The following is a 23,204-nucleotide window of genomic DNA, read 5'->3' on the forward strand; positions in this document are numbered from 1 at the left end:
TTTTAGTGGTTAAATTTTGGTTTCGTTTTGTTTGGTTTTTGCGTTTTTTTTGTAGAGAAAATGCGCCTCAGTTCAACTTTTATGACAGTATTGACTTTATACTTTCGGTAAAACTTATGCTTTTGTAAGGTATTGTATGGTTTTGTCGAGTTTATTGTTTGTCTCTGTCACATTTGGTATAAAAAGTATCACTTTCTTTTCGGGACTCGATCATGTCACATCTAAACTACAACCATCTCTATTATTTCTGGATGGTGTGCAAACAGGGCTCTGTAACTAAGGCGGCTGACGCGCTCTTCCTGACACCGCAAACCGTGACAGGACAGATTAAAGCGCTTGAAGAGCGCATGAAAGGAAAGTTAACCAAGCGCAATGGTCGTACAGTTGAGCCCACTGAGTTAGGTCAGCTTGTGTTTAAGTACGCCGACCGGATGTTCGGTTTGAGCTATGAGATGTTAGATATCGTCAATTACAGCCAGCACTCGAACATTCTATTTGAAGTTGGTGTAGCCGATGCATTATCTAAACGCTTGGTCAGTAAAGTACTGATGACGACCGTCCCGGAAGATAACAGTATTCATTTACGCTGTTATGAATCGACCCACGAACTGCTACTTGAACGCCTTTCTCAGCACAAGCTAGATATGATCCTTTCGGATTGTCCCGTTGATTCTACTCAAAGTCCTGGCCTTTATAGCAAAAAGTTGGGTGAAAGTAGCATGAGCTTTTTTGCTTCTTCTGAAATTGAAAATGTGCGATTCCCTGAGATCTTGGAACAAAAAAAACTTCTGATTCCCGCGAGCCGAACGGCTATGGGGCGTAAAGTTATTCAATGGTTTGATCGTCAAGGCCTTCAACCCAATGTGCTAGGGGAGTTTGATGATGTTGCGTTGATGAAAGCTTTTGCTCGGTACCACGATGATGTGATTTTCTTGGCACCGACCGTATACATGTCGGAGATTGAAGACGACCGAAATTTACAGCTAATTGGCCATGTCGATGGGCTAAAAGAAGAGTACTACGTGATTTTTGCGGAACGAATGATCCAACACCCCGCGGTAAAAAATGTTTGTGATGCTGATTTCAGTCAAATGTTTGAGTAAACCCGTATCGTTGCGTAAATAAATAGATTACTATCAATAAAAATATAATTCTAAATAATATCTAAGTAAGCAAGATACTTGTTTTAGTGAGCAAAACTATTAATTATTGATGGCGCACCAATTAAAATCCTTGGTGGATAATATTGGTGTATCACTAACAACTAAATTAGAGGTTCTAATAATGAAGACTCTGGAAGTGTATCTTGATTTTCTTAGATATATAAATCAGTGCAACACAACAAGCTGGCCAGGGTTGGAATAAGTAAGTTGTAGCTAGAGGTCCAACACATGAATCTACAAGAAATGGAGCAGAACTCCGCAAAAGCCGTCGTGTTGCTCAAAGCGATGGCAAACGAGAGACGCCTACAAATCCTTTGTATGCTGCATAACCAAGAGCTGTCCGTGGGAGAGCTGTGTGCAAAGTTAGAGCTAAGCCAGTCGGCATTATCTCAGCATCTTGCTTGGCTTCGCCGTGATGAGTTAGTCACGACAAGGAAAGAAGCACAGACGGTGTACTACACATTAAAGAGTGATGAAGTGAAAGCGTTAATAAAAACACTGCATAGTCTTTATTGTGCTGAGAGTGCTCAACATTAATTAAATAGTCCTAATATACTGCTCATCTTAGAGTGTGAATCTAACTTGTTGGAATATTTGAGAGTGGCGTTAAACTTTTGATGATAGGGTACTACTCATCGACCAATTTGCTTTGTTCTCAAGTGTTTTATTAGTGCTTTCTAGTTTGAGCGTTATATGGGTAATGAATAAGCTGATGTCTTTAAATGGGACATTCAGAAAAAGAAAAGCTGGCATTGCCAGCTTTTTTTATTAAGAAAACTTTGTAGATATAAAAAAACCGACACAAGGTCGGTTTTTTCTTCACTGTAAAATCAGGACTCTATTAAAGAGCTTTGATTTGTGCAGCGAAACGAGACTTATGGCGAGCTGCTTTATTCTTGTGAATAAGGCCTTTAGTTGCCATGCGGTCTAGGATAGGTGTAACTACAGCGAATGCAGCAGTTGCAGCTTCTTTGTCGCCTGCTTCGATAGCAGCAACAGTTTTCTTCATGTAAGTACGCATCATTGAGCGACGGCTAGCATTGTGCTGACGACGTTTCTCAGCTTGGATAGCGCGCTTCTTAGCAGATTTACTATTTGCCAAGGGTCTAACTCCCAAAAACTTAGTTCTGTGACAATTTAAGGGCGAGGAATATCCCTCATTTGCGCTTAAATGTCAAATGATTTGTGCAAAAACCGATCTAAGCCAAAACAAATTTTGGTAAGACAGGTTATCGCGGTTAAGATGGCGGGGATTCTAACAGCATTTTTATACCAATGCTAATAATTATCCGCGAAAGGCACACTTATTCCTTACAACCCGCGGATAGATTTTTGACGTCTATTTACAGCACCTGTCAGAGAAACAGTATAGGGTTAGCTGTCTTATGGTGATATTCCGAGGTTACAGTGAGTAAACGACTACTCAAGTCTGGCATGATCGTCAGTGCTATGACATTTATTTCCCGCGTTCTTGGCCTAGTTCGTGATGTTGTAGTGGCAAATTTAATGGGGGCAGGAGCAAGCGCAGACGTCTTTTTCTTCGCCAATAAAATTCCTAATTTTTTACGACGTTTGTTTGCTGAAGGTGCTTTTTCCCAAGCGTTTGTACCTGTTTTAACGGAAAGCCATGCTCAAGGCGACATGAATAAAACTCGGGAGCTCATTGCTCGTGCGGCGGGTACATTAGGGGTGATAGTCTCAATTGTTACCATCTTAGGTGTTCTAGGTTCCGGAGTGGTGACTGCACTGTTTGGTTTTGGTTGGTTCCTAGACTGGATGCATGGTGGTCCGGCGGCTGAGAAGTTCGAACTTGCTAGCGTGATGCTCAAGATTACCTTTCCTTATTTATGGTTCATCACTTTTGTTGCCCTATCGGGAGCCATTCTCAATACACTAGGTAAGTTTGCGGTTTCTTCGTTTACTCCTGTCTTCCTCAATGTGATGATCATTTTGGCAGCATGGTTTATCTCGCCGCAGATGCCACAGCCAGAGATTGGTCTTGCCATCGGTGTTTTCCTTGGTGGTTTGGTTCAGTTCTTATTTCAAATCCCTTTCCTTATTAAAGCGGGGGTTATGGTTAAGCCGAAATGGGGCTGGCGCGATCCGGGCGTGGTGAAGATCCGAACCTTAATGATTCCTGCTTTGTTCGGTGTGTCGGTAAGCCAAATCAACTTGTTGTTTGATACTTTTATTGCCAGCTTTCTGCAAACCGGTTCGATCAGTTGGTTGTACTATTCAGATCGCTTGTTGGAATTCCCGTTAGGTCTGTTTGGTATTGCTATTGCAACGGTGATTTTACCAGCATTATCACGCAAACATGTTGACGCACAAAATGAAGGATTCGCACAAACCATGGACTGGGGGGTGCGCATGGTGATCTTACTTGGCCTTCCTGCAATGCTTGGTTTGATGGTACTGGCAAAACCTATGTTGATGGTGTTATTCATGCGAGGTGAGTTTTCGCCACAAGACGTACATCAAGCATCATTGTCACTCTTTGCTTACGCTTCAGGCTTGTTGAACTTTATGCTGATTAAAGTGCTCGCTCCGGGTTATTACTCGCGTCAAGACACTAAAACGCCAGTGAAATACGGCATCATTGCGATGGTGACCAACATGGTATTTAATGCAATTTTTGCGTACTTCTATGGCTACGTTGGCTTGGCTATCGCGACGGCACTATCGGCATTTGTGAATATGGCACTGCTGTATCGTGGCCTGCACATCGCAGAGGTATACCAAATCACTAAGCGAACCGTCTTCTTTATTATACGTTTAGCTATTGCTGGCGCGGCGATGGTGGCGGCAATCTTATGGCAACTGGAAGATATGTCAGTATGGCTGGGCTGGAGCTTTGCTCACCGAAGCGCGGTGCTAGGGATGTTGATCGGTTTAGGAGCCGTGGTTTACCTAGTGGTTCTATTTTTAACTGGTGCGCGTTTAAAAGACCTAAAAGCTGGGACAGACTGAGGGTGATTAGTATATAATCCGTCAGTTTCACACAGTGTAAAGTAAAACAGAGGCAGAAAGCAGTATCCAATGGAACTGATTAGAGGCATTCACAATATCAACCCGCGACATCATGGTTGTGTGCTGACTATTGGCAATTTCGATGGTGTCCATAAAGGCCATCAACAAGTATTGCAGCAAGTGTCTGAGCAAGCGGACAGGCTATCCTTGCCTTCTGTTGTGATGACCTTTGAACCTCAGCCGATGGAGCTGTTTGCCAAAGACAAGGCACCTGCAAGGTTGACGCGATTACGCGATAAGTTCGTGCAATTGAGTAAGCTCGATATTGACCGCTTACTGTGTGTCAATTTCAATCGCCATTTTGCAAGTTTAACCGCGGAAGAGTTTATCCGTGACTTGTTGGTCGAGCGTTTGGGTGTTAAGTTTCTTGTCGTTGGTGATGATTTCTGCTTTGGCAAAGGCCGTACAGGTAACTTTGCAATGCTGCAGGAAGCAGGGGAAAAATACGGCTTTGATGTCGTAAGTACCCAGAGCTTTTGTTTACAACAATTACGTGTCAGCAGTACGGCTATCCGGCAAGCGCTGGCGCGTGACGATTTGCATTCCGCGCAACAGATGCTGGGAAGAAACTACAGCATCAGCGGTCGTGTTTCTCACGGAAGAAAGCTAGGTCGAACCATTGGGTTCCCTACTGCAAATATTCCTTTGAAACGCTGTGTTTCTCCGGTTTCCGGAGTCTATGTTGTTCAAGCGCTTGGCTTAGGAAATAAGCCAGTTGGTGGTGTTGCTAATATTGGTCAAAGACCAACCGTCAATGGTGTTCGCCAACAGTTAGAAGTGCACTTATTCGACTTTCATGCCAATTTATATGGCAAGCAACTAGAAGTGGAACTTTTGCATAAACTTCGAGATGAGCAAAAGTTTGAGTCGTTTGAAGCACTTAAACAACAAATCGAATTGGATGCTGAAGCAGCAAGGGTGTGGCTGCGTCAGCTTAAGCGTTGAGCGGTTTATTCCACCGTCCAACATAATGTCTAATTTTCGCCCAATATAACGGAATTAAGAATCGATGAGTGAGTATAAAGATACCCTGAACTTACCTGAAACAGGGTTTCCAATGCGCGGCAACCTGGCCAATCGTGAGCCAGAAATGCTTAAGCGTTGGTACAAAGAAGATCTTTACGGTGAAATCCGTAAAGCTAAGAAAGGCAAAAAGTCATTCGTATTGCACGATGGCCCTCCTTACGCAAATGGTGACATTCATATTGGTCACGCACTAAACAAGATTCTTAAAGACATTATTATTAAATCCAAAACACTTTCAGGTTTTGACGCACCTTACATCCCAGGCTGGGACTGCCACGGTCTACCAATCGAATTAATGGTAGAGAAGAAAGTAGGTAAGCCAGGCCAAAAAGTGACAGCAGCGGAATTCCGCGAGAAATGTCGTGAATACGCAGCAGGTCAGGTTGAAGGTCAGAAAGAGAGCTTCAAACGCCTTGGTATCATGGGTGAGTGGGACAAGCCATACCGCACTATGGATTTCGCAACTGAAGCGAACATTATTCGTGCTCTTGGTAAGATCGCAAGCAATGGTCACCTGCTAAAAGGTTTCAAACCTGTTCACTGGTGTACAGACTGTGGTTCTGCTCTTGCTGAAGCGGAAGTAGAATACAAAGATAAAGTATCGCCATCTATCGACGTTCGTTTTAAAGCGGCTGACGAAGCGGCACTGCTATCTAAATTTGAACTGACAGAAGGTCATGAAGGTCACGGTGACGTATCTATCGTTATCTGGACAACAACACCTTGGACACTGCCTGCAAACCGCGCAGTATGTCTACGTGATGATCTAGAGTACGTGCTTATCCAAACAGAAGGCGACAACGCTGAGCGTATCATCGTTGCTGCTGAGCTAGCGAAAGACGTAATGGACCGTGCGGGTATCGAGCACTTCCACAACCTTGGCTTTGCTAAAGGTGCGGACCTAGAGCTTTCTCAATTCCAACACCCATTCTACGATTTCACTGTACCGGCGATCCTTGGTGATCACGTTACGACTGATTCAGGTACTGGTGTTGTTCACACTGCTCCTGGTCACGGTCAAGAAGACTTCGCGGTTGGTAACAAGTACAACCTAGAAGTAGCAAACCCAGTTGGCTCAAACGGTGTTTACCTACCAGATACAGAGCTATTTGCTGGTCAGCACGTATTTAAAGCGAACGATGCAGTAGTAGAAGTACTAAAAGAAAAAGGTGCACTACTACACCACCACGCTTACGAGCACAGCTACCCACACTGTTGGCGTCATAAGACCCCAATCATCTTCCGTGCTACACCTCAATGGTTCGTTTCTATGGACCAAGCTGGCCTACGTGCTAAAGCATTAGAGTCAATCAAGAATGTAGAGTGGATGCCTGAGTGGGGTCAAAGCCGCATCGAAGGTATGATCGAAGGTCGCCCTGAGTGGTGTATCTCTCGTCAACGTACTTGGGGTGTGCCAATTGCTCTGTTTGTTCATAAAGAAACAGCAGAACTTCATCCAAACACGCTAGAGCTGATCGAGAAAGTCGCTAAGCTGGTTGAAGAGAAAGGCATCCAAGCATGGTGGGATGTAGATGCCGCTGAACTACTAGGTGCTGACGCTGACCAATACGAAAAAGTGCTAGATACGCTAGACGTATGGTTCGATTCAGGTGTCACTCACTTCTCTGTTGTTGATGCTCGTGAAGAGTACAACGGCAACAGTGCAGACCTATACCTAGAAGGTTCTGACCAACACCGCGGTTGGTTCCAATCTTCTTTAATTTCATCTATTGCGATGAAAGACGAAGCACCTTACAAACAAGTACTGACACACGGTTTCGTGGTTGACGGTCAGGGTCGTAAGATGTCTAAATCTATCGGTAACGTGGTTGCGCCAAAAGACGTAACCAACAAGCTAGGTGCTGACATTCTTCGTCTATGGGTTGCTTCTACAGACTACACTGGTGAAGTTGCGGTTTCTGATGAAATCCTAAAACGCAGCGCAGATGCGTACCGTCGTATCCGTAACACAGCGCGTTTCTTCCTAGCTAACTTGAGCGGCTTCAACCCTGAAACAGACATCGTTCCTGTTGAAGAGATGGTTGCGCTAGATCGCTGGGCGGTTGGTCGTGCACTAGCAGCACAAGAAGAGATTGTTAAAGCATACGAAGAGTACAACACACACGGTGTGACTCAGCGTCTAATGCAATTCTGTTCAATCGAAATGGGCTCTTTCTACTTAGACGTAATTAAAGACCGTCAGTACACAGCAAAACGTGGCGGCAACGCTCAACGTAGCTGTCAGACTGCACTTTACTACATCGTAGAAGCGCTAGTTCGTTGGATGGCGCCAATCATGTCGTTCACTGCAGATGAAATCTGGAACGAAATGCCAGGTCAACGCGACAAGTTCGTATTCACTGGTGAGTGGTTCGACGGTCTATTCGGTCTTGCTGAAGGTGAAGAGCTGAACAACGAATTCTGGTCTGAGATCCAAGCGGTTCGTGGTGCGGTAAACAAACTTCTAGAAGATGCGCGTAAAGAGAAAACCATTGGTGGTGCACTACAAGCTGAAGTGACTCTATTTGCTGATGACGCACTAGCAGCGAAGATCAACAAACTTGAAGATGAACTGCGCTTTGTTCTACTAACCTCTGCGGCGAAAGTTAAGCCTCTAGGTGAGAAGACGGATGCAGCACAAGCCACAGATATCGAAGGCTTATTTGTTGAAGTAGCAGCAGCTGAAGGCGAGAAGTGTGATCGTTGTTGGCACCACACGCCAGACGTAGGCACAATTGAAGGTCACGAGAAAATCTGTGGTCGTTGTGTGTCTAACGTAGACGGCGAAGGTGAAGTACGTAAATTCGCGTAATTGCCTAGAACGACTGAACTTTTTTTTAAATTAACAGCCCCAGTATTTACTGGGGCTGTTTGTAGGTAAAGTAATGAGTGAAAAAGCACTGACGTTAAAGCAATCTGGAGTTCGCTGGCTGTGGTTAGCAATTCTGGTATTTATTGCAGATATTGGCATCAAATTGGTGGTGATGGACAACATGGGCTACGGATGGGCAAACCGAATTGAGGTGTTGCCATTCTTCAACCTACTTTACGTTCATAACTACGGTGCCGCTTTCAGCTTCTTGAGCGATCAAGCTGGTTGGCAGCGCTGGTTATTTACAGGTATCGCGTTTGTTGTTACGGGTCTTTTGACCTACTGGATGAGTAAGCTTCCAGCAAAAGAAAAATGGAACAACATTGCTTATGCACTGATTATTGGTGGTGCAGTGGGCAACGTGTTTGACCGCGTCGTTCATGGCTTTGTTGTTGATTACCTAGACTTCTTCTGGGGTAACTACCACTGGCCAGCATTCAACCTTGCTGACATGGCGATCTGTATTGGTGCGGCAATGATTATTCTGGATGGCTTCCGTAAAAAAGACGCTGACAAGTAATCTTTTGCGGTATATCGAATAACCCTAAGCGTCGTCCGTTGATTCGAGCGACGCTTTTTATTATGTTGGAGCGCCAATCAGCATATCAATGTATAAAAAGACCAAGCTGACAGCGTAATAACCCAAGAACAAGGAAGCATTAACGTGACAACAATAACCAATGAATCGGTAGTAACCCTTCACTTTACGATTAAAATGAAAGACGGATCGGTTGCAGATAGTACTCATAACATGGGTAAACCAGCGAAATTTGTTATGGGTGATGGCAGCTTGAGTGAAAACTTTGAGCAGTGCTTGATAGGCCTCGAAACAGGCGCACAAAAAGCGATTGAGCTAAAGGCAGAAGACGCGTTTGGTATGCCAAACCCTGATCATATTCACTATATGGATCGCACTAAATTTGTAGGTGATGCAGAAGTGGAAGTTGGTACAATCATGGCCTTCAGTGGCCCTGATGGCATGGAAATCCCGGGCATTATTACAGAGATTGCAGGCGATTCAGTCACTGTGGACTTCAACCATCCTCTAGCGGGACAAGACGTGACTTTCGAAGTTGAAATTTTGTCAGTAGAATAGCGAACCCAATAAAGATAATTTCCATGAGCAATGAAATGAAAATCCTATTAGCTAACCCACGCGGCTTTTGTGCTGGTGTAGACCGTGCGATTAGCATCGTAGAGCGTGCGCTAGAGATGTATCAGCCACCGATTTATGTGCGTCATGAAGTGGTGCATAACCGTTTTGTGGTTGAAGGGCTAAAACAACGTGGTGCTATCTTCGTTGAAGAGCTGCATGAAGTGCCAGACAACAACATTGTGATTTTTTCTGCTCATGGTGTATCGCAGGCGGTTCGTCAGGAAGCCAAGCTGCGTGATTTGACCGTATTTGACGCAACGTGTCCTTTAGTAACTAAGGTGCATATGGAAGTGGCGCGTGCGAGCCGTCGTAATATGGAAGTGGTTCTGATTGGTCACGCAGGTCACCCTGAAGTCGAAGGTACGATGGGGCAATACGCCAGTGAAACCGGTGGTATGTACTTGGTTGAAACTCCAGCCGATGTTGAGAAACTGAAGGCGATTGTGAAAGATCCATCCGATCTTCATTACGTAAGCCAAACGACGCTTTCTGTCGATGAAACTGCCGATGTTATCGAAGAGCTACGCCGCGTGTTCCCAGATATCCAAGGTCCACGTAAAGACGATATCTGTTATGCGACACAAAACCGCCAAGATGCCGTACGTGAATTAGCTGGTGACGTAGATGTGATGGTTGTGGTGGGTTCTAAAAACTCATCAAACTCTACACGTCTTAAAGAGCTAGCTGAAAAGCTAGGGACACCTGGCTACTTAACCGACTGTCCGGAAGATATCAAACCTGAGTGGTTTGAAGGCAAAACAAAGGTCGGCGTGACTGCGGGAGCATCTGCTCCGGAAGAGCTCGTTAATCAGATTCTAGAGCGAATCAAAGAACTCGTTGGTGCCGAAGCGGTTGATGAAGTACTTGGCCGTGAAGAGAATATGTTCTTTGAAGTACCTAAAGAACTGCAAATCAAGCAAGTGGATTAGTCTCCATTTATCGAATATTCAAAAGGCGACCTGTGGGGTCGCCTTTTTTACATCTCTCTTAACTCATTTAGGTAATCACGAATTTGGTCTTTTCCTAAACCATCGATAATCATATCAGACACCTTCGTGATTCTTCGCTCAAGCGATTGAGCAACCTTTTCGCAATGTGCGTACATGTCTTCATCAGAACCATCGGTCGGAAAAGCATCAACTTGCCAGTTTACTCGAACACCACCTGCAAGCCACTGAGGAGCGGTTTCTTGATGTAAAGAATCACAGAGAATAATAACGATGTCGGGAAGAAACTGAGTTCGCTCCTCCCATGAATGCGTGTGGATATGCGGAATGGGGAGTTGGTGGTCATCTAAATATTTTTGCACCACTGGGTGCACCTTGCCTGTGGGATGTGAGCCTCCACTGGTGACACTAAAATCTGCTGGCAGGATATTGGTTGCGATTGACTCCGCGAGGACGCTTCGTCCAGCGTTGTGCTTACATATGAATAAAACTTTATACATCATCGCCTCGTCTTTTCAGAGCGTCCTATTTATACGCTAGCGGAAACTCAGCGATGATGTGTGAAGTTTTTGTGTTAGTGGCTAATGCCGAGCATCTCTTTGAGCACCTTTAAGTAGCGGCGGCTTACTGGTATCTCAAAGCCTGTTTTGGTGATGATTTCCGCTAACCCATTTTCCAGTAACTTGATTTCGCTAATCGCTTTAATACTGACTAAGTATTGACGATGGCAGCGGACTAGAGGGGTTTTCTCTTCCAACGTTTTTAATGTCAGTTGGGTGCTCGCGGTTTGGCTGGTGGAGCGTACATGCACGCCGCTGATATCACTGTAAGCACATTCCACCGTGTCGGTGGCCATGATAACGATGCGGTTGTGTCCGATGCACGGTATCTGATCCAACGTGTCAGGTGTAATAGCAGACAGTTGTTGCGTTAGGGCGGATTGGCTAATGACTTTGTTTAGTCGTTTGACCGTTTTAGTTAACCGGCATGGGTCGACAGGTTTGAGCAAGTAATCAAAGGCATTGTCTTCAAATGCTTGAATCGCATACTGATCATAAGCCGTGACAAAAACCACATAAGGCATGGTTTCTGGATCAAGCATCCCAAGTAGTTCAATCCCCGTGACTTGAGGCATTTGGATATCGAGAAACACTACATCAGGCTTAAGTTCATTGATTTTTTTTAGGCCAAGGATTGCGTTTGAGGCATCGCCCACGACCTCAACTTGGCCTGTTTCATCCAGTAACTCTGCTAGCTCTTCACGAGCAAACTGTTCATCATCAATGACGAGTGCGGTTAACATCCAACATTACCTTTATTGCTTCAGCGTGCTTTTATGATTTTGGGGGAATGATAAAGCTCATTTTAGTAAATTGATGTGGCTCGCACGTAATTTTTAGCGCTGCATCACGTCCAAATTGATTAGTGAGACGTTTGTCGACAATTTCTAAACCTAGCCCTGAGTGGTTTTCTTTTGGCGGTTCAAAACTGCCTGCGTTGTCTTCGACGGTAATCAAGTGACCTTGTGGGTGTGCTTCGCTGTATATATGAACTTTACCACCTTCAAGCATGTTTGAAATGCCATGCTTAATGGCATTCTCAACCAAAGGCTGGAGTGTAAAGCTTGGTAATTTGATGTCCAGCAATTCAGGTTGAATATCGATTTCAACCTCTAAGCGGTCCGTAAAACGCGCTTTTTCGATGCTCAAGTACGAGTTCACATGTGCAAGCTCTTCCTTTAGCGTCACGGTATTAATGTTCTGCTTTAAATTGCTGCGGAAGAAGTGCGATAAATTTTGGATTAGCTCGCGCGCTTTGTCAGGGTCACGACGAGTAATCGCACTAATAGTATTGAGTGCATTAAACAAAAAGTGTGGATTCACCTGAGCGTGAAGCAATTTTATTTCTGCTTGGGCGAGTAAGGCTTGTTGTTGTTGGTAATCGCCATAAAGGATTTGGCTAGATAGAAGCTGGGCTATTCCTTCCGCCATCGACATGTTGGCCGTCGAGAACAATTTACGCTTCGGTTCATACAGCTTTATGGTACCAATGACCTCTTTCCCTGCACGCAGTGGGATGATCAGCGCAGATCCGAGCTTGCAATCTTTTGCAATGGAGCATTGGTATGGACGCTCCGCGCCATCAAGATAAATGATGTCGTTTTTCTCCATGGAGTCTAATGTGCTTTGCGATGAAATCGGCGTGTTTGGTTTATGGTGATCATCGCCAATGCCCACAAACGCCAAGATCTTTTCTTGGTCAGTAATCGCGACAGCGCCCACTTTGGTTTCTTCGTAAATAATACGTGCGATTTTCTCTGCGTTTTCGGTGTTGAAGCCGTTGCTTAGAATTCCCACTGAGCGATCAGCAATGGTGAGCGCTCGACGCGAAAACGTCGCAGAAAACTTTTCAAAGATTGCTTTTCTGTCTTGCAGGATACTCATGAACAACGCCGCACCAAATGAGTTCGCGATGATCATAGGCGCTGCAATAGCGGACACCAGTTCATAGGCTTGATCAAAAGGTTTCGCGACGGCGAGCAGCAAAATCATTTGCACCACTTCTGCAACAAACGTGACGCTGAATACAACGCTTGGATTAAACAGCAATGCGCCTTTATTTCGCTTGATAAGGTAAACGTGGAGCAAGCCACCAATTACGCCCTCGGCGGTGGTTGAAATTGCACAGGCTAGGTCGGTAAAGCCACCAAGAGAGTATCGATGGATGCCACCAGTAAATCCGACGGCGAAACCTACAACAGGTCCACCAAACAGCCCGCCCATAACTGCGCCGATCGCACGAGTATTGGCAATAGCATCGTTGATGTGCAGACCGAAATAGGTGCCGAGAATACAAAAGCCAGAGAAGAGTACGTAACAAATTAGGCGGTGGCTTAAGCGCGAAGAAATACTCAGCAAAGGTAAGATGATTGGCGTTTTACTTAGCATGTAAGCCAAAACTAAGTACACACACATCTGTTGTAAAAGGGAGATGACCAGTTCCATAGTGAACCTAACCTAGAATCAATGTTGTTATTGTATACCTAAGTAACCTCAAGATGCTTGGCTCAGATAGATAAGAACAGCTAAGTAAATGATGCTGCGCTGTGCTTTCTGAGTCTTAAAGTGACTTGGGTATAAAACAAAAAGAGCCTGCAATTGGCAGGCTCCTATCTTAGTCACTCAGATGTGACGAGTATTACGCTGTTTCTGATACGGCTTGTGGTTTCTCTTCGTCAGCCAGTTCAGTTTCACCTTTACCCTTAGAGGTTTTGATAACGTAACCTGTCACAGCTAGGGCAAACACAATACCTACGATAGTTGATAGTTGCATTGGCAGACCAAAACCTAGCGAGCTGTTGTTTAAGATGAACGTGACACATACCGTGGTCATGAAGATAGCTGGGATAGTGGTAATCCAGTGCAGCTTGTTGTGACGCAGTAGGTAAGCGGACGCAGTCCAAAGCATCATTACCGCTGTTGTTTGGTTTGCAAAACCGAAGTAGCGCCAGATAATGCCGAAGTCTACTTGAGTTAAGATACCGCCGATAACGAACAGTGGAAGTGCCATCAGTAGACGGTTACGTAGCGTTTTTTGTTCCATGTTGAAGTATTCAGCAAGGATCAAGCGGCTTGAACGGAACGCTGTATCGCCAGACGTAATTGGTAGGATAACCACCCCCAGGAACGCAAGGATACCACCGAACACACCTAGCAGACCAAATGATGCGCTGTATACCACGTTACCAGGACCACCGTTTTTCACAGCTTCGGATAGAGCGTCTAGAGAGCCGAAGAAAGACAGAGCGATAGCACACCAAATTAGCGCGATAACACCTTCACCAATCATTGCACCGTAGAATACGAAGCGACCGTTTTTCTCATTTTCCATACAACGCGCCATCAGTGGAGACTGAGTTGCGTGGAAGCCAGAGATAGCGCCACATGCGATAGTGATGAACAATGCAGGCCATAACGGCATGTCATTTGGGTTGAGGTTAGAGAACATGTCCGAAACTTGGAAGTCACCCATTACTGTGTGTTCGCTAGAGAAAGCAACGGCTGTCATTAGGCCAACAGACATAAAGATAAGTAGGGCGCCAAACAGTGGGTAGAAACGACCAATGATTTTATCGACAGGAACAATCGTCGCAATGATGTAGTAAGCAAAGATAGCAATAACCATTGTAGTCATGCTTACGCTCAAGCTTGTTTGATCATTGATGAGGTTAGTAATCATGCCAGCAGGGGCTGAAACGAACACTACGCCAACTAGAAGCAATAGGACAATGGCAAAAATATTCATAAAGTGTTTTGCGCCATTACCTAGGTAGCGACCTGTAATGGTAGGTACAGATGCACCGCCGTTACGCACTGAAAGCATGCCTGAGAAGTAATCGTGTACTGCACCAGCAAAAATACAACCGACTACAATCCAAAGCATCGCCGCAGGACCGTATAGTGCCCCCATGATCGGGCCAAAAATTGGACCAACACCTGCGATGTTAAGTAGTTGAACTAGGTAAACTTTCTTTGTTGACATTGGAACGAAGTCAACACCGTCCGATTTGGTGTGAGCTGGCGTTTGGCGTTTTTCATTGATGCCGAAAATCTTCTCGACGAAAGCGCCGTAGATGAAGTATCCGCCGATTAGGGCTGCGACACAGGTTAGAAACCACATCATAGCAATTGTCCTTGGTCTTAGTTGGGTAGGGTAATTTTTTAATCTCAGGATGCATGTTATGCGTCACTTGTGTTAAATGCATTCGGTTAGTAGATGAGTGGTCGAATAGAGCACTGAGTGGTCGATATGCTGCTTGAGCGGTTTTTAAAAATGGCGAAAGGTTGATGACAATCTTGAGCGGCCGATTTGAGTCATCAGTGGTTAAATCTGCAAGCTCAGCGGCAAGCGCCAATAATTAGTGGTAAGCTTATTTTTGAAAACAATTACTTAAGGAAGAACCATGAAAAAGGTAACGGTAGGTCTGGCACTGGCTTTACTTGCAGGATGCACAGCAACGACAGCAGATCTTGCCAAGTCGGGAGATTGGCATCAGATCGGATATCAAGATGGCATAACCGGACACACATCGCGCACGATGAGCGAGCTTCGTGAGTTGGGTAGTGTTAAGCAAAGTGACTACGACCAAGGTTATTTAGAAGGTTTACGTGAGTACTGTAATCCTGCTTTTGCGTATCAAATGGGGTTATCTGGTCAGTATTACGAAGGGGTTTGTGAAGGTACTGAGCAAGCGCAAAAATTCCGCATGGAATGGCAACGTGGTTGGAATGAATACTCAAATTAATAGTCAATAAAGCCGTTGTTACACTGTCTGCATCACATAAATGTGGCAAAATTCTCCTTATTAAACTATGTTCATATTGCTTGATAGTGAGCACAGAAAAAAAGGAATCACATTATGTCAACGCAAATGGCTGGTGGCTGGAGTCCATTTCATGAACTCACAGCAGAGAATAAAGAAGTATTTGCTAAAGGTATCGAGGGGTTTGTCGGTGTCAAATACTCCCCTTTGGTTGTGGCTACTCAAGTCGTAGCCGGACAAAACTATGCGTTTTTCTGTAATGCAGAAGTTGTCTACCCTGGAGCACAACCATACCCAGCAATGGTTCATATGTTCAGCGACCTTGAAGGTAAAGTCGGTATTACTCACATTGAACGATTGAACTACTAAATTAAGCCATAAAAGGCGCCTGACTTTTAAATAAGTGAGGCGCTTTATTGATTAAGATTGATTAGTTTGCGCGATCACGACTTTTCTTAAATATCCTTGTTTGGCTTTCAGTTGCTCAGTCGCGCTTTCTTTATCCAGCCCGGTTAAAATCATCAAAATAGCTAACTTGGCGTCGTAGTCCGTTTCTTTGAGAGCCGTTTTAGCCTCTTGGTTAGTACAATCTGTTGCTTGCATAACAATACGAGCCGCTCTTGCAACTAGCTTTGCATTCGTCGCTTTCACATCTACCATTAAGTTCTGATAACTTTTGCCCAGGCGAATCATGCTTGCGGTAGTGAGCATGTTCAGTACGAGTTTTTGTGCTGTCCCTGATTTTAAGCGAGTGGATCCCGTTAACGCTTCAGGTCCAACAACGGGGCTAATCGCAATATCAGCAATATCTGCAATCGGAGAGTCAGGGTTACAAGATAGTGCTACAGTGGTGGCACCAAGCTTGTTCGCATACTCTAAGCCACCAATCACGTAAGGTGTTCGTCCACTTGCCGCAATACCAACGACGACATCGCGTTGTGTTAGCATATTCTCTTTAAGATCTTGCTCGCCTAATGTAGGGTCGTCCTCCGCCCCTTCTTTTGCACGGAACATTGCCTCTTTTCCACCGGCAATAATACCAACGACCATCTCTGGATCTGTGCCAAAAGTTGGTGGGCATTCTGAAGCGTCCAAAACGCCAAGTCGACCACTGGTACCCGCACCGATGTAAAACAACCGACCTCCGACCTTAAATGCTTCCGTGATCTTATCAACGGCTTCAGCGATCTCAGGCAACACTTTTTCAACGGCAAGAGGAACGAGTTTGTCCTGTTGGTTGATGCGTTGAACAATATCGAGAGAAGGCAGCAAGTCGATGTCCATGGTGTCTGGGTTTCGCCCTTCAGATACCAGATGGGATAAAGCTGCGATAAGTGCATCGTTCGTCATAATGAATTAAGCCTTTTTGTTTAGGATATATTGCCCTTAATTTTTTGAATAGAGTACACCCAGTGAAGCGAGACGACTTGCCCCCGTAACTTCCGGTAAGTTGCTAGGGAGGCCGTGAATATGGCGCTGCGCAAGCCAAGCAAACGCCATTGCTTCCATGTAATCGCCATCAACACCTTTTTCTGCCGTTGTCGCAACGCTCCATTGTGGCAATAACTTAGCTAGTCGCTGCATCAAAAGCGGGTTTCTTGCTCCACCGCCACAGACTAATAGTTGAGGTGTGATGCCATGAGAAAACTTGTCGACTTCGTTGGCAATGGTAATTGCAGAATACTCGCAAAGTGTACGTTGTACGTCTTCGATTGGTAAATTGTGATGGGCCAGTTGTTGATGCAGCCAGTCAATATTGAACAGTTCTCGCCCGGTACTTTTAGGGGCAGGCATGGCGAGGTAAGCTTCTTTGAGTAATTGAGTCAACAAAGTAGCGTTTACCGTTCCTTTAAGTGCAAATTGTGCATCTTCGTCGAAGCTTTGCCCAGTATGCAGCGCACACCATGCGTCCATCAACATATTGCCCGGGCCTGTGTCATAGCCAATGACTGGTTGTTCTGGATGCAGTACCGAGATATTGGCAATGCCTCCAATGTTAAGCACCACAATTGTGGAATCCTGCATCGCAAAAATGCTTTTATGGAAAGCAGGGACGAGTGGGGCACCTTGTCCACCTAGCGCCATGTCTTTACGACGAAAATCCGCTACCGTATCAATGCCTGTTTTGACTGCGATAATGTTTGCATCGCCCAATTGAGTGGTAAACGGCAAGTTTCCGGTAGGCTGATGGAACACTGTTTGACCGTGATTACCAATCGCACGAATTTGCTCTGCGACGTAGCCAGACTTATTGAGTAGCTGTAACACAGCATCTGCAAATAGGTGGCCGAGCTGGTGGTCAAGTTCACCTATGGTTTTTAAATTTGTTGCTTGACCGGTACAAACAGATAACAGCATGTCTTTTAGCGCTGCGGGCATTGGGTAGTCGTCGTGCGCAATCAGACGAACATGCTCATCGCTTATTTCAACTAGAGCGGTATCAACGCCATCCATACTCGTTCCAGACATCACACCAATGTACAGTTCGTTAAATTTCATAGCCGATCTCGTCAATTCTTCATTCACTTATTGTAAAGCAAATCTGAAGCGAATAACCTCATCGAATACGAGATATTCAGCCGATTTTGAGGAGAAAACATGGGACCGTTATGGGTTGACGTTGCGGGATATGAACTGACCGCTGAAGACAAAGAAATCTTGGAGCATCCTACGGTTGGTGGCTTAATTCTATTTGCTCGCAACTATCATGATAGCGAACAGCTTCAAGCACTTACTCAATCCATCCGAAAGGCGGCTAAGCGCCCGTTTTTGATCGGTGTGGATCAAGAAGGCGGCCGAGTGCAGCGCTTTCGTGAAGGTTTCTCATTAATTCCTGCTGCTGATGAGTACGCTAAACATCAAAATGGTGAAGAGCTTGCTCGTATGGGCGGTTGGTTAATGGCAGCAGAGCTGATTGCCCATGATATTGATTTAAGCTTTGCCCCGGTACTTGACCAAGGCCATCAATGTAAAGCGATCGGTAACCGCGCATTCGGTGAAGATGCCGACACCATTCTTCGCTATAGCACTGCATATATGCAGGGAATGAAGAGTGTTGGCATGGCAACGACAGGCAAGCACTTCCCTGGACATGGTGGCGTGATTGCAGACTCACATCTAGAAACACCATACGACGAGCGCAGTGATATTTTTGAACAAGATATGGCGATCTTCAAAGCGCAAATTGATGCCGGTATTTTAGATGCCATGATGCCTGCTCACGTGATTTTCCCACATTATGATGCTCAACCAGCCAGCGGTTCTGAATACTGGTTAAAACAGGTCCTGCGTCAGCAATTGGGTTTTAAAGGTTTGGTTTTTTCGGATGATTTGACCATGGAAGGCGCTGCGATTATGGGCAGCCCAGCCGAGCGAGGTGCTCAAGCATTGAGAGCTGGTTGCGATATGTTGTTAATGTGTAATAAACGAGAAGCGCACGTTGAGGTATTAGACAACTTACCGGTTTCAACCGTGCCACTCGCGGATGGATTACTGAAAAAACAGTCATTTTCTCCAAGCGAACTTAAGCTATCTCAAGAGTGGAAAGCGGCGAGTGAAGCGATGAAACGCTTGACTAGCTAAACCTCTTGTAAAAGATTCAAAACAGCGATGAGAAGCCAAAGTTAATTATGCTTTGGCTTTTTATTTGACTGTAAATTTTAATTTACACTAAATGTTTTTTATTCTGTACGCTTGTTTTTCTTTTTTAGCCTGTTATCTTGTCGTTAAAGCTTAGTTGTCTCACCAAAGGTTTGGTTGGGTGTAAAAATAAATATACAGGTTAGAGTTATGCAGAAAAGTGAGTTGAGCAATATTAATATTATCGAAGAACAGGTTCTTATTACTCCGGAGGAACTAAAAACCAAGCTTCCTTTGAGTGAAAAAGCACGTCGCTTTATTCAAGAGTCTCGTCAAACTATCGCTAATATTATTCACAAGAAGGATCACCGCCTGCTTGTTGTATGCGGTCCATGTTCTATCCACGACGTGGAAGCGGCGAAGGATTACGCAAAGCGACTTAAAGCACTCTCTGAACAACTAAGTGACCAACTGTATATTGTTATGCGTGTTTACTTTGAGAAGCCGCGCACCACGGTCGGCTGGAAAGGCCTGATCAATGACCCACACCTAGACGGCAGTTTCGATATTGAACACGGTCTGCATGTTGGACGCGAACTTCTGGTGGAGTTGGCAGAAATGGAAATCCCGCTCGCGACTGAGGCTCTAGACCCAATTAGCCCACAATACCTGGCGGATACTTTTAGCTGGGCTGCAATCGGCGCACGTACGACGGAGTCACAAACTCACCGTGAAATGGCAAGCGGCCTGTCTATGCCAATCGGTTTTAAGAATGGCACCGATGGCAGTTTGGCAACCGCAATTAACGCGATGCAAGCTGCGTCCTCTAGCCACCGTTTTATGGGAATTAACCGTGAGGGACAAGTCGCACTGTTGACCACCCAGGGCAATGCTAATGGACATGTGATCTTACGTGGCGGCAAGCAAACTAACTACGATTCGGTATCCGTCACTGAGTGTGAGCAGGAGATGGCGAAATCTGGTCTTGATGCTTCATTAATGGTGGATTGCAGTCACGCCAACTCACGTAAAGATTACCGTCGCCAGCCATTAGTCGCGGAGGATGTGATTCATCAAATCCGTGAAGGCAATAAATCTATTATCGGTCTTATGATTGAAAGCCATATCAATGAAGGAAATCAATCTTCTGACTTAGCTCTTGAAGAGATGAAATACGGTGTATCTATCACTGACGCATGTATCAATTGGGATTCAACTGAGGCACTATTACGTCATGCACATGAAGAGCTAGTGCCTTTCTTAGAAAATCGTCTAAAGGCTAATTAATACAGGATTTAAGGAACATCAATGGCAGTTGAACTTAACGCATTACGCGATCAGATTGATGCAGTCGACAAGCAAATGTTGGAGCTATTGGCTCAGCGTTTAGCGCTCGTAGAGAAAGTTGGGGAAGTAAAAAGCGAACATGGTTTGCCAATTTATGCTCCAGACCGCGAAGCGGCGATGTTAGCTTCTCGTCGCGCTGAAGCTGAAAAAATGGGAATTCCTCCACAGCTTATTGAAGATATTCTGCGTCGAACAATGCGTGAGTCTTATGCCAGCGAGAAAGATTCCGGTTTTAAGTGTTTGAACCCTGATTTACGCTCAGTTGTTATTATTGGTGGTAATGGTCAATTGGGTGGCCTGTTTGGGCGTATGTTCAAATTGTCGGGCTACCAGGTCAAAGTTCTCGGTAGTAAAGACTGGGATCATGCGGATGAGATTCTAGACAACGCGGGTTTAGTCGTGGTCACGGTGCCGATTCATCTAACGGAAGGGGTGATCGAAAAACTGGGGAACTTGCCGCAAGACTGTATTCTGTGTGACCTGACTTCTATCAAATCGAAGCCTCTGCAAGCAATGTTGAATGTGCATCAAGGTCCTGTGGTTGGTTTGCACCCAATGTTTGGCCCAGATGTTCCGAGCCTTGCCAAGCAGGTTATTGTGTACTGTGATGGCCGTGGTCACGAGCATTACCAATGGCTATTGCAACAGTTTGGGATTTGGGGCGCAAGCTTGTGCCAAATCGATGCACAAGAGCACGATCATGGCATGACGTTGATTCAGGCGCTGCGCCACTTCACGTCGTTTGCTTACGGTATGCACCTTAGCAAAGAGAATCCGAACATCGATCAGTTGTTGAAGTTAAGCTCGCCAATCTACCGCCTTGAATTGGCGATGGTGGGACGACTGTTTGGTCAGGATCCGAACTTGTACGGTGATATCATTTTCTCTTCTCAAGAGAATATCGATATGATCAAGCGATTCCATCAGCGTTTAGGTGATGCAGTAGCGATTCTGGATAGCAGAGACAAAGCGCGATTCATCGAAAGCTTTAAGCAGGTGAGTGATTGGTTTGGTACTTATTCTCAACAATTTATGAATGAGAGCCAAAACTTACTCAAACAGGCGAATGATAATATTCATCGCGGCTAATCACGGGTCATTTAGCCGTGCAGAGTCCGAAACAAAAAGAGCAGCGTAAGCTGCTCTTTTTCGTGTTGATGGACAAATCAGTTCGTCGCAGTATTACTCGTATCTTCACTTGATACTGTGTTGATACTGGTATCGCGATAGGGTGAATTGGTTAAATTGACTTGTAGGCGTACAACGTTATCAATCAATTGAACCAAAGGTCCCCATTTCACTTTTTTCTCTTTTTCAAAGACGTCATTGAAGTTTTCTGGCGTCCACTCCATTAAGTATTGAGGGTTGAGTGCTCGTCCGAGGAAGCGTACTTCATAGTGCAAGTGTGGCCCTGTGGAGTTGCCAGAGTTACCGCATTGAGCAATGATGTCGCCTTTACTAACAAACTGACCGCTTTTCACTTTGAAGCGTTGTAGATGAGCAAAGGAGCTCATAAAGCCAAATGAGTGACGAATGGTGACATAGTTACCATAACCACGATTGCTCGGGCGAACGGTTTCCACCACACCGTCAGCCGGTGCCAGGATCTCTTCTCCTCTTTTACAAGTCAGATCGATACCAGTATGAACATGCCTCTTACCTGAAATCGGATTAATACGACTGCCGTAAGAAGAAGAAATACGTTGGTATGTGACTGGGCTGTCATTTGGTATCAAACGGAACATCGTCGCGCGAACAGCAGAATCGATAGCGGCTGCGTCAATTCGCTCCTCTAACCCCATGCTGTTCTCATCGATCATCAACTCTTCGTCTGCGAGACCTAAAACCGATTCAACGTCGAATACCCGTTTGCCCAATAGCTGAATTTGATTGTTTTTGTCCGTCAAAGACTGGGAAAGCGAATGATTGGTATCAAGCTGTTCTTCGTAAAGAGCCGTCACTTCGGCCTTTTCACTTTCCAGTTTGGCGATGATTTGCGTTAGTTCGTCTTTATTGTGCATCTGCTGCTGATTAAGGTACCACGCGCCACCAACGACGGCGGGTAATGCCAATACTGAAGCAAATACTGCTAGGACCGAACTGCGGCCCAAATAGAACTGCTGATCGCCGTCTTTCGTCGGGATCTGCATGATGATTTTTTTAGACATAGTTATTGTTACTTAAATAGGCGTTCATTTATTTTTCTCCTAAAAACCAGAGAGGTGCTCTAACTCTCGATTCAGAAGGTCGTTATTGCCTACATTCAATTCTATAAATCGTTTTAGTTGGCTAATGCTTTCGATGTCTATCTTAGCGATCTTCAACCTAATCTCACACTTAGAGAGATCCACAACTTGCGCTTTTAACGTAATCACTTGTTCGGATTGATCAAATGAAAAAGTCACATGGACTGGAAGGGTTGGATCCAAAGCCTCAGTCTCTTCCACTTTCATGAGTAAACCATGCAAGGAAAGATCTTGAATCCTAGCTTCAATTGCCAAGTCACGTTGTTCTATCTTAGCTGGAGCTTGATGGAGAATACGTGAAAAGCGTCGTCTCTCTGTCATATGAATATTCTCGTCAGGTCGTCAAACAGAATTGAATAGTATATCAATACGAACAAAAAATGTTCGATTGTTGTTTGAAAAGTGTCGAGGTCGCTACAGAGTGACGTAAGTGCTATGTCATGTTCTTAACGAACGAGACGGGCTAATGAGCTCTTTTTATAACAAAGAAAACAAAGGCCGCTATGATAGCGGCC

At 45.0% G+C, this 23,204-nt stretch carries 22 protein-coding genes; 13 read left to right on the plus strand and 9 right to left on the minus strand.

Going from position 1 to position 23,204, the window contains the following annotated elements; translation table 11 throughout:
• Positions 1-212: 212 nt before the first annotated feature.
• Positions 213-1,103, plus strand: a complete 891-nt coding sequence (nhaR, locus tag IJ23_RS09455; protein ID WP_005381942.1) for a transcriptional activator NhaR — start codon at positions 213-215, stop codon at positions 1,101-1,103.
• Between the two features lie 288 nt (positions 1,104-1,391).
• Complete coding sequence (locus IJ23_RS09460) at positions 1,392-1,700, plus strand: ArsR/SmtB family transcription factor (protein WP_005381940.1); 309 nt, start codon at positions 1,392-1,394, stop codon at positions 1,698-1,700.
• Between the two features lie 304 nt (positions 1,701-2,004).
• Here the strand turns inward: IJ23_RS09460 and rpsT are convergent, their stop codons facing one another.
• Positions 2,005-2,265: a 30S ribosomal protein S20 gene (rpsT, locus tag IJ23_RS09465; RefSeq protein WP_005381938.1), complete on the minus strand. Its 261-nt coding sequence runs from the start codon at positions 2,263-2,265 to the stop codon at positions 2,005-2,007.
• 305 nt (positions 2,266-2,570) lie between these two features.
• Here rpsT and murJ point away from each other — a divergent pair, with 305 nt between their 5' ends.
• The 6 genes from murJ (at position 2,571) to ispH (ending at position 10,176) form a co-directional block, all read left to right on the plus strand.
• Positions 2,571-4,133 (plus strand): murein biosynthesis integral membrane protein MurJ, encoded by a 1,563-nt coding sequence (gene murJ / locus IJ23_RS09470; RefSeq protein ID WP_025998736.1) that lies wholly within the window; start codon positions 2,571-2,573, stop codon positions 4,131-4,133.
• Positions 4,134-4,202: 69 nt separating this feature from the next.
• The gene (gene ribF, locus IJ23_RS09475; protein ID WP_005381933.1) at positions 4,203-5,138 is read left to right on the plus strand and encodes a bifunctional riboflavin kinase/FAD synthetase; all 936 of its coding nucleotides are present in this window, start codon (positions 4,203-4,205) and stop codon (positions 5,136-5,138) included.
• A 64-nt stretch (positions 5,139-5,202) separates the two neighbouring features.
• Positions 5,203-8,031: an isoleucine--tRNA ligase gene (ileS, locus tag IJ23_RS09480; RefSeq protein ID WP_017821497.1), complete on the plus strand. Its 2,829-nt coding sequence runs from the start codon at positions 5,203-5,205 to the stop codon at positions 8,029-8,031.
• 73 nt (positions 8,032-8,104) lie between these two features.
• The gene (lspA, locus tag IJ23_RS09485; protein ID WP_005385948.1) at positions 8,105-8,611 is read left to right on the plus strand and encodes a signal peptidase II; all 507 of its coding nucleotides are present in this window, start codon (positions 8,105-8,107) and stop codon (positions 8,609-8,611) included.
• 144 nt (positions 8,612-8,755) lie between these two features.
• Positions 8,756-9,187, plus strand: coding sequence for an FKBP-type peptidyl-prolyl cis-trans isomerase (fkpB, locus tag IJ23_RS09490; RefSeq protein ID WP_005381922.1), 432 nt, complete (start codon positions 8,756-8,758; stop codon positions 9,185-9,187).
• 23 nt (positions 9,188-9,210) lie between these two features.
• A complete protein-coding gene (gene ispH, locus IJ23_RS09495) occupies positions 9,211-10,176 on the plus strand; it encodes a 4-hydroxy-3-methylbut-2-enyl diphosphate reductase (RefSeq protein WP_017636164.1) in 966 nt (321 codons plus the stop codon).
• Between the two features lie 47 nt (positions 10,177-10,223).
• Here ispH and IJ23_RS09500 read toward each other — a convergent pair whose 3' ends face one another.
• From IJ23_RS09500 to IJ23_RS09515, 4 genes are all read right to left on the minus strand, one after another.
• On the minus strand, positions 10,224-10,697 hold the full coding sequence (locus IJ23_RS09500; RefSeq protein ID WP_033906110.1) for an arsenate-mycothiol transferase ArsC: 474 nt from the start codon (positions 10,695-10,697) through the stop codon (positions 10,224-10,226).
• A gap of 71 nt (positions 10,698-10,768) precedes the next feature.
• Positions 10,769-11,497 carry a two-component system response regulator BtsR gene (btsR, locus tag IJ23_RS09505; protein ID WP_005381917.1) on the minus strand — a complete coding sequence of 243 codons (729 nt, stop codon included), beginning with the start codon at positions 11,495-11,497 and terminating at the stop codon, positions 10,769-10,771.
• A 31-nt stretch (positions 11,498-11,528) separates the two neighbouring features.
• Positions 11,529-13,199 carry a sensor histidine kinase gene (locus IJ23_RS09510; RefSeq protein WP_005381915.1) on the minus strand — a complete coding sequence of 557 codons (1,671 nt, stop codon included), beginning with the start codon at positions 13,197-13,199 and terminating at the stop codon, positions 11,529-11,531.
• A 193-nt stretch (positions 13,200-13,392) separates the two neighbouring features.
• Positions 13,393-14,877: a carbon starvation CstA family protein gene (locus IJ23_RS09515; protein ID WP_005381914.1), complete on the minus strand. Its 1,485-nt coding sequence runs from the start codon at positions 14,875-14,877 to the stop codon at positions 13,393-13,395.
• A gap of 280 nt (positions 14,878-15,157) precedes the next feature.
• Between IJ23_RS09515 and IJ23_RS09520 the strand changes: the two genes are divergently transcribed.
• Positions 15,158-15,499: a DUF2799 domain-containing protein gene (locus tag IJ23_RS09520; RefSeq protein WP_005381912.1), complete on the plus strand. Its 342-nt coding sequence runs from the start codon at positions 15,158-15,160 to the stop codon at positions 15,497-15,499.
• A gap of 114 nt (positions 15,500-15,613) precedes the next feature.
• A complete protein-coding gene (locus tag IJ23_RS09525) occupies positions 15,614-15,886 on the plus strand; it encodes a hypothetical protein (RefSeq protein WP_005381911.1) in 273 nt (90 codons plus the stop codon).
• 51 nt (positions 15,887-15,937) lie between these two features.
• Here the strand turns inward: IJ23_RS09525 and murQ are convergent, their stop codons facing one another.
• Complete coding sequence (gene murQ / locus IJ23_RS09530) at positions 15,938-16,867, minus strand: N-acetylmuramic acid 6-phosphate etherase (RefSeq protein WP_033906111.1); 930 nt, start codon at positions 16,865-16,867, stop codon at positions 15,938-15,940.
• Positions 16,868-16,903: 36 nt separating this feature from the next.
• Entirely contained in the window at positions 16,904-18,016 is a 1,113-nt protein-coding gene (locus IJ23_RS09535; protein WP_033906112.1) for an anhydro-N-acetylmuramic acid kinase, read from the minus strand.
• A 99-nt stretch (positions 18,017-18,115) separates the two neighbouring features.
• Here IJ23_RS09535 and nagZ point away from each other — a divergent pair, with 99 nt between their 5' ends.
• The 3 genes from nagZ to tyrA all read left to right on the plus strand — a co-directional run bounded on the left by nagZ (position 18,116) and on the right by tyrA (position 21,532).
• The gene (nagZ, locus tag IJ23_RS09540) at positions 18,116-19,099 is read left to right on the plus strand and encodes a beta-N-acetylhexosaminidase (protein ID WP_005381905.1); all 984 of its coding nucleotides are present in this window, start codon (positions 18,116-18,118) and stop codon (positions 19,097-19,099) included.
• A 207-nt stretch (positions 19,100-19,306) separates the two neighbouring features.
• A complete protein-coding gene (locus IJ23_RS09545; RefSeq protein ID WP_005381904.1) occupies positions 19,307-20,383 on the plus strand; it encodes a 3-deoxy-7-phosphoheptulonate synthase in 1,077 nt (358 codons plus the stop codon).
• Positions 20,384-20,404: 21 nt separating this feature from the next.
• Positions 20,405-21,532 carry a bifunctional chorismate mutase/prephenate dehydrogenase gene (tyrA, locus tag IJ23_RS09550; RefSeq protein WP_005381901.1) on the plus strand — a complete coding sequence of 376 codons (1,128 nt, stop codon included), beginning with the start codon at positions 20,405-20,407 and terminating at the stop codon, positions 21,530-21,532.
• 77 nt (positions 21,533-21,609) lie between these two features.
• Here the strand turns inward: tyrA and IJ23_RS09555 are convergent, their stop codons facing one another.
• Both IJ23_RS09555 and IJ23_RS09560 read right to left on the minus strand, forming a co-directional pair.
• Positions 21,610-22,611 carry a M23 family metallopeptidase gene (locus IJ23_RS09555; RefSeq protein ID WP_005381900.1) on the minus strand — a complete coding sequence of 334 codons (1,002 nt, stop codon included), beginning with the start codon at positions 22,609-22,611 and terminating at the stop codon, positions 21,610-21,612.
• Between the two features lie 39 nt (positions 22,612-22,650).
• Positions 22,651-23,010 (minus strand): PilZ domain-containing protein, encoded by a 360-nt coding sequence (locus IJ23_RS09560; protein WP_033906113.1) that lies wholly within the window; start codon positions 23,008-23,010, stop codon positions 22,651-22,653.
• Between the last annotated feature and the right edge of the window lie 194 nt (positions 23,011-23,204).

The organism is Vibrio sp. OY15 (assembly GCF_000742455.1).
In the GTDB taxonomy this organism is placed as follows: Bacteria; Pseudomonadota; Gammaproteobacteria; order Enterobacterales; family Vibrionaceae; genus Vibrio; species Vibrio alginolyticus.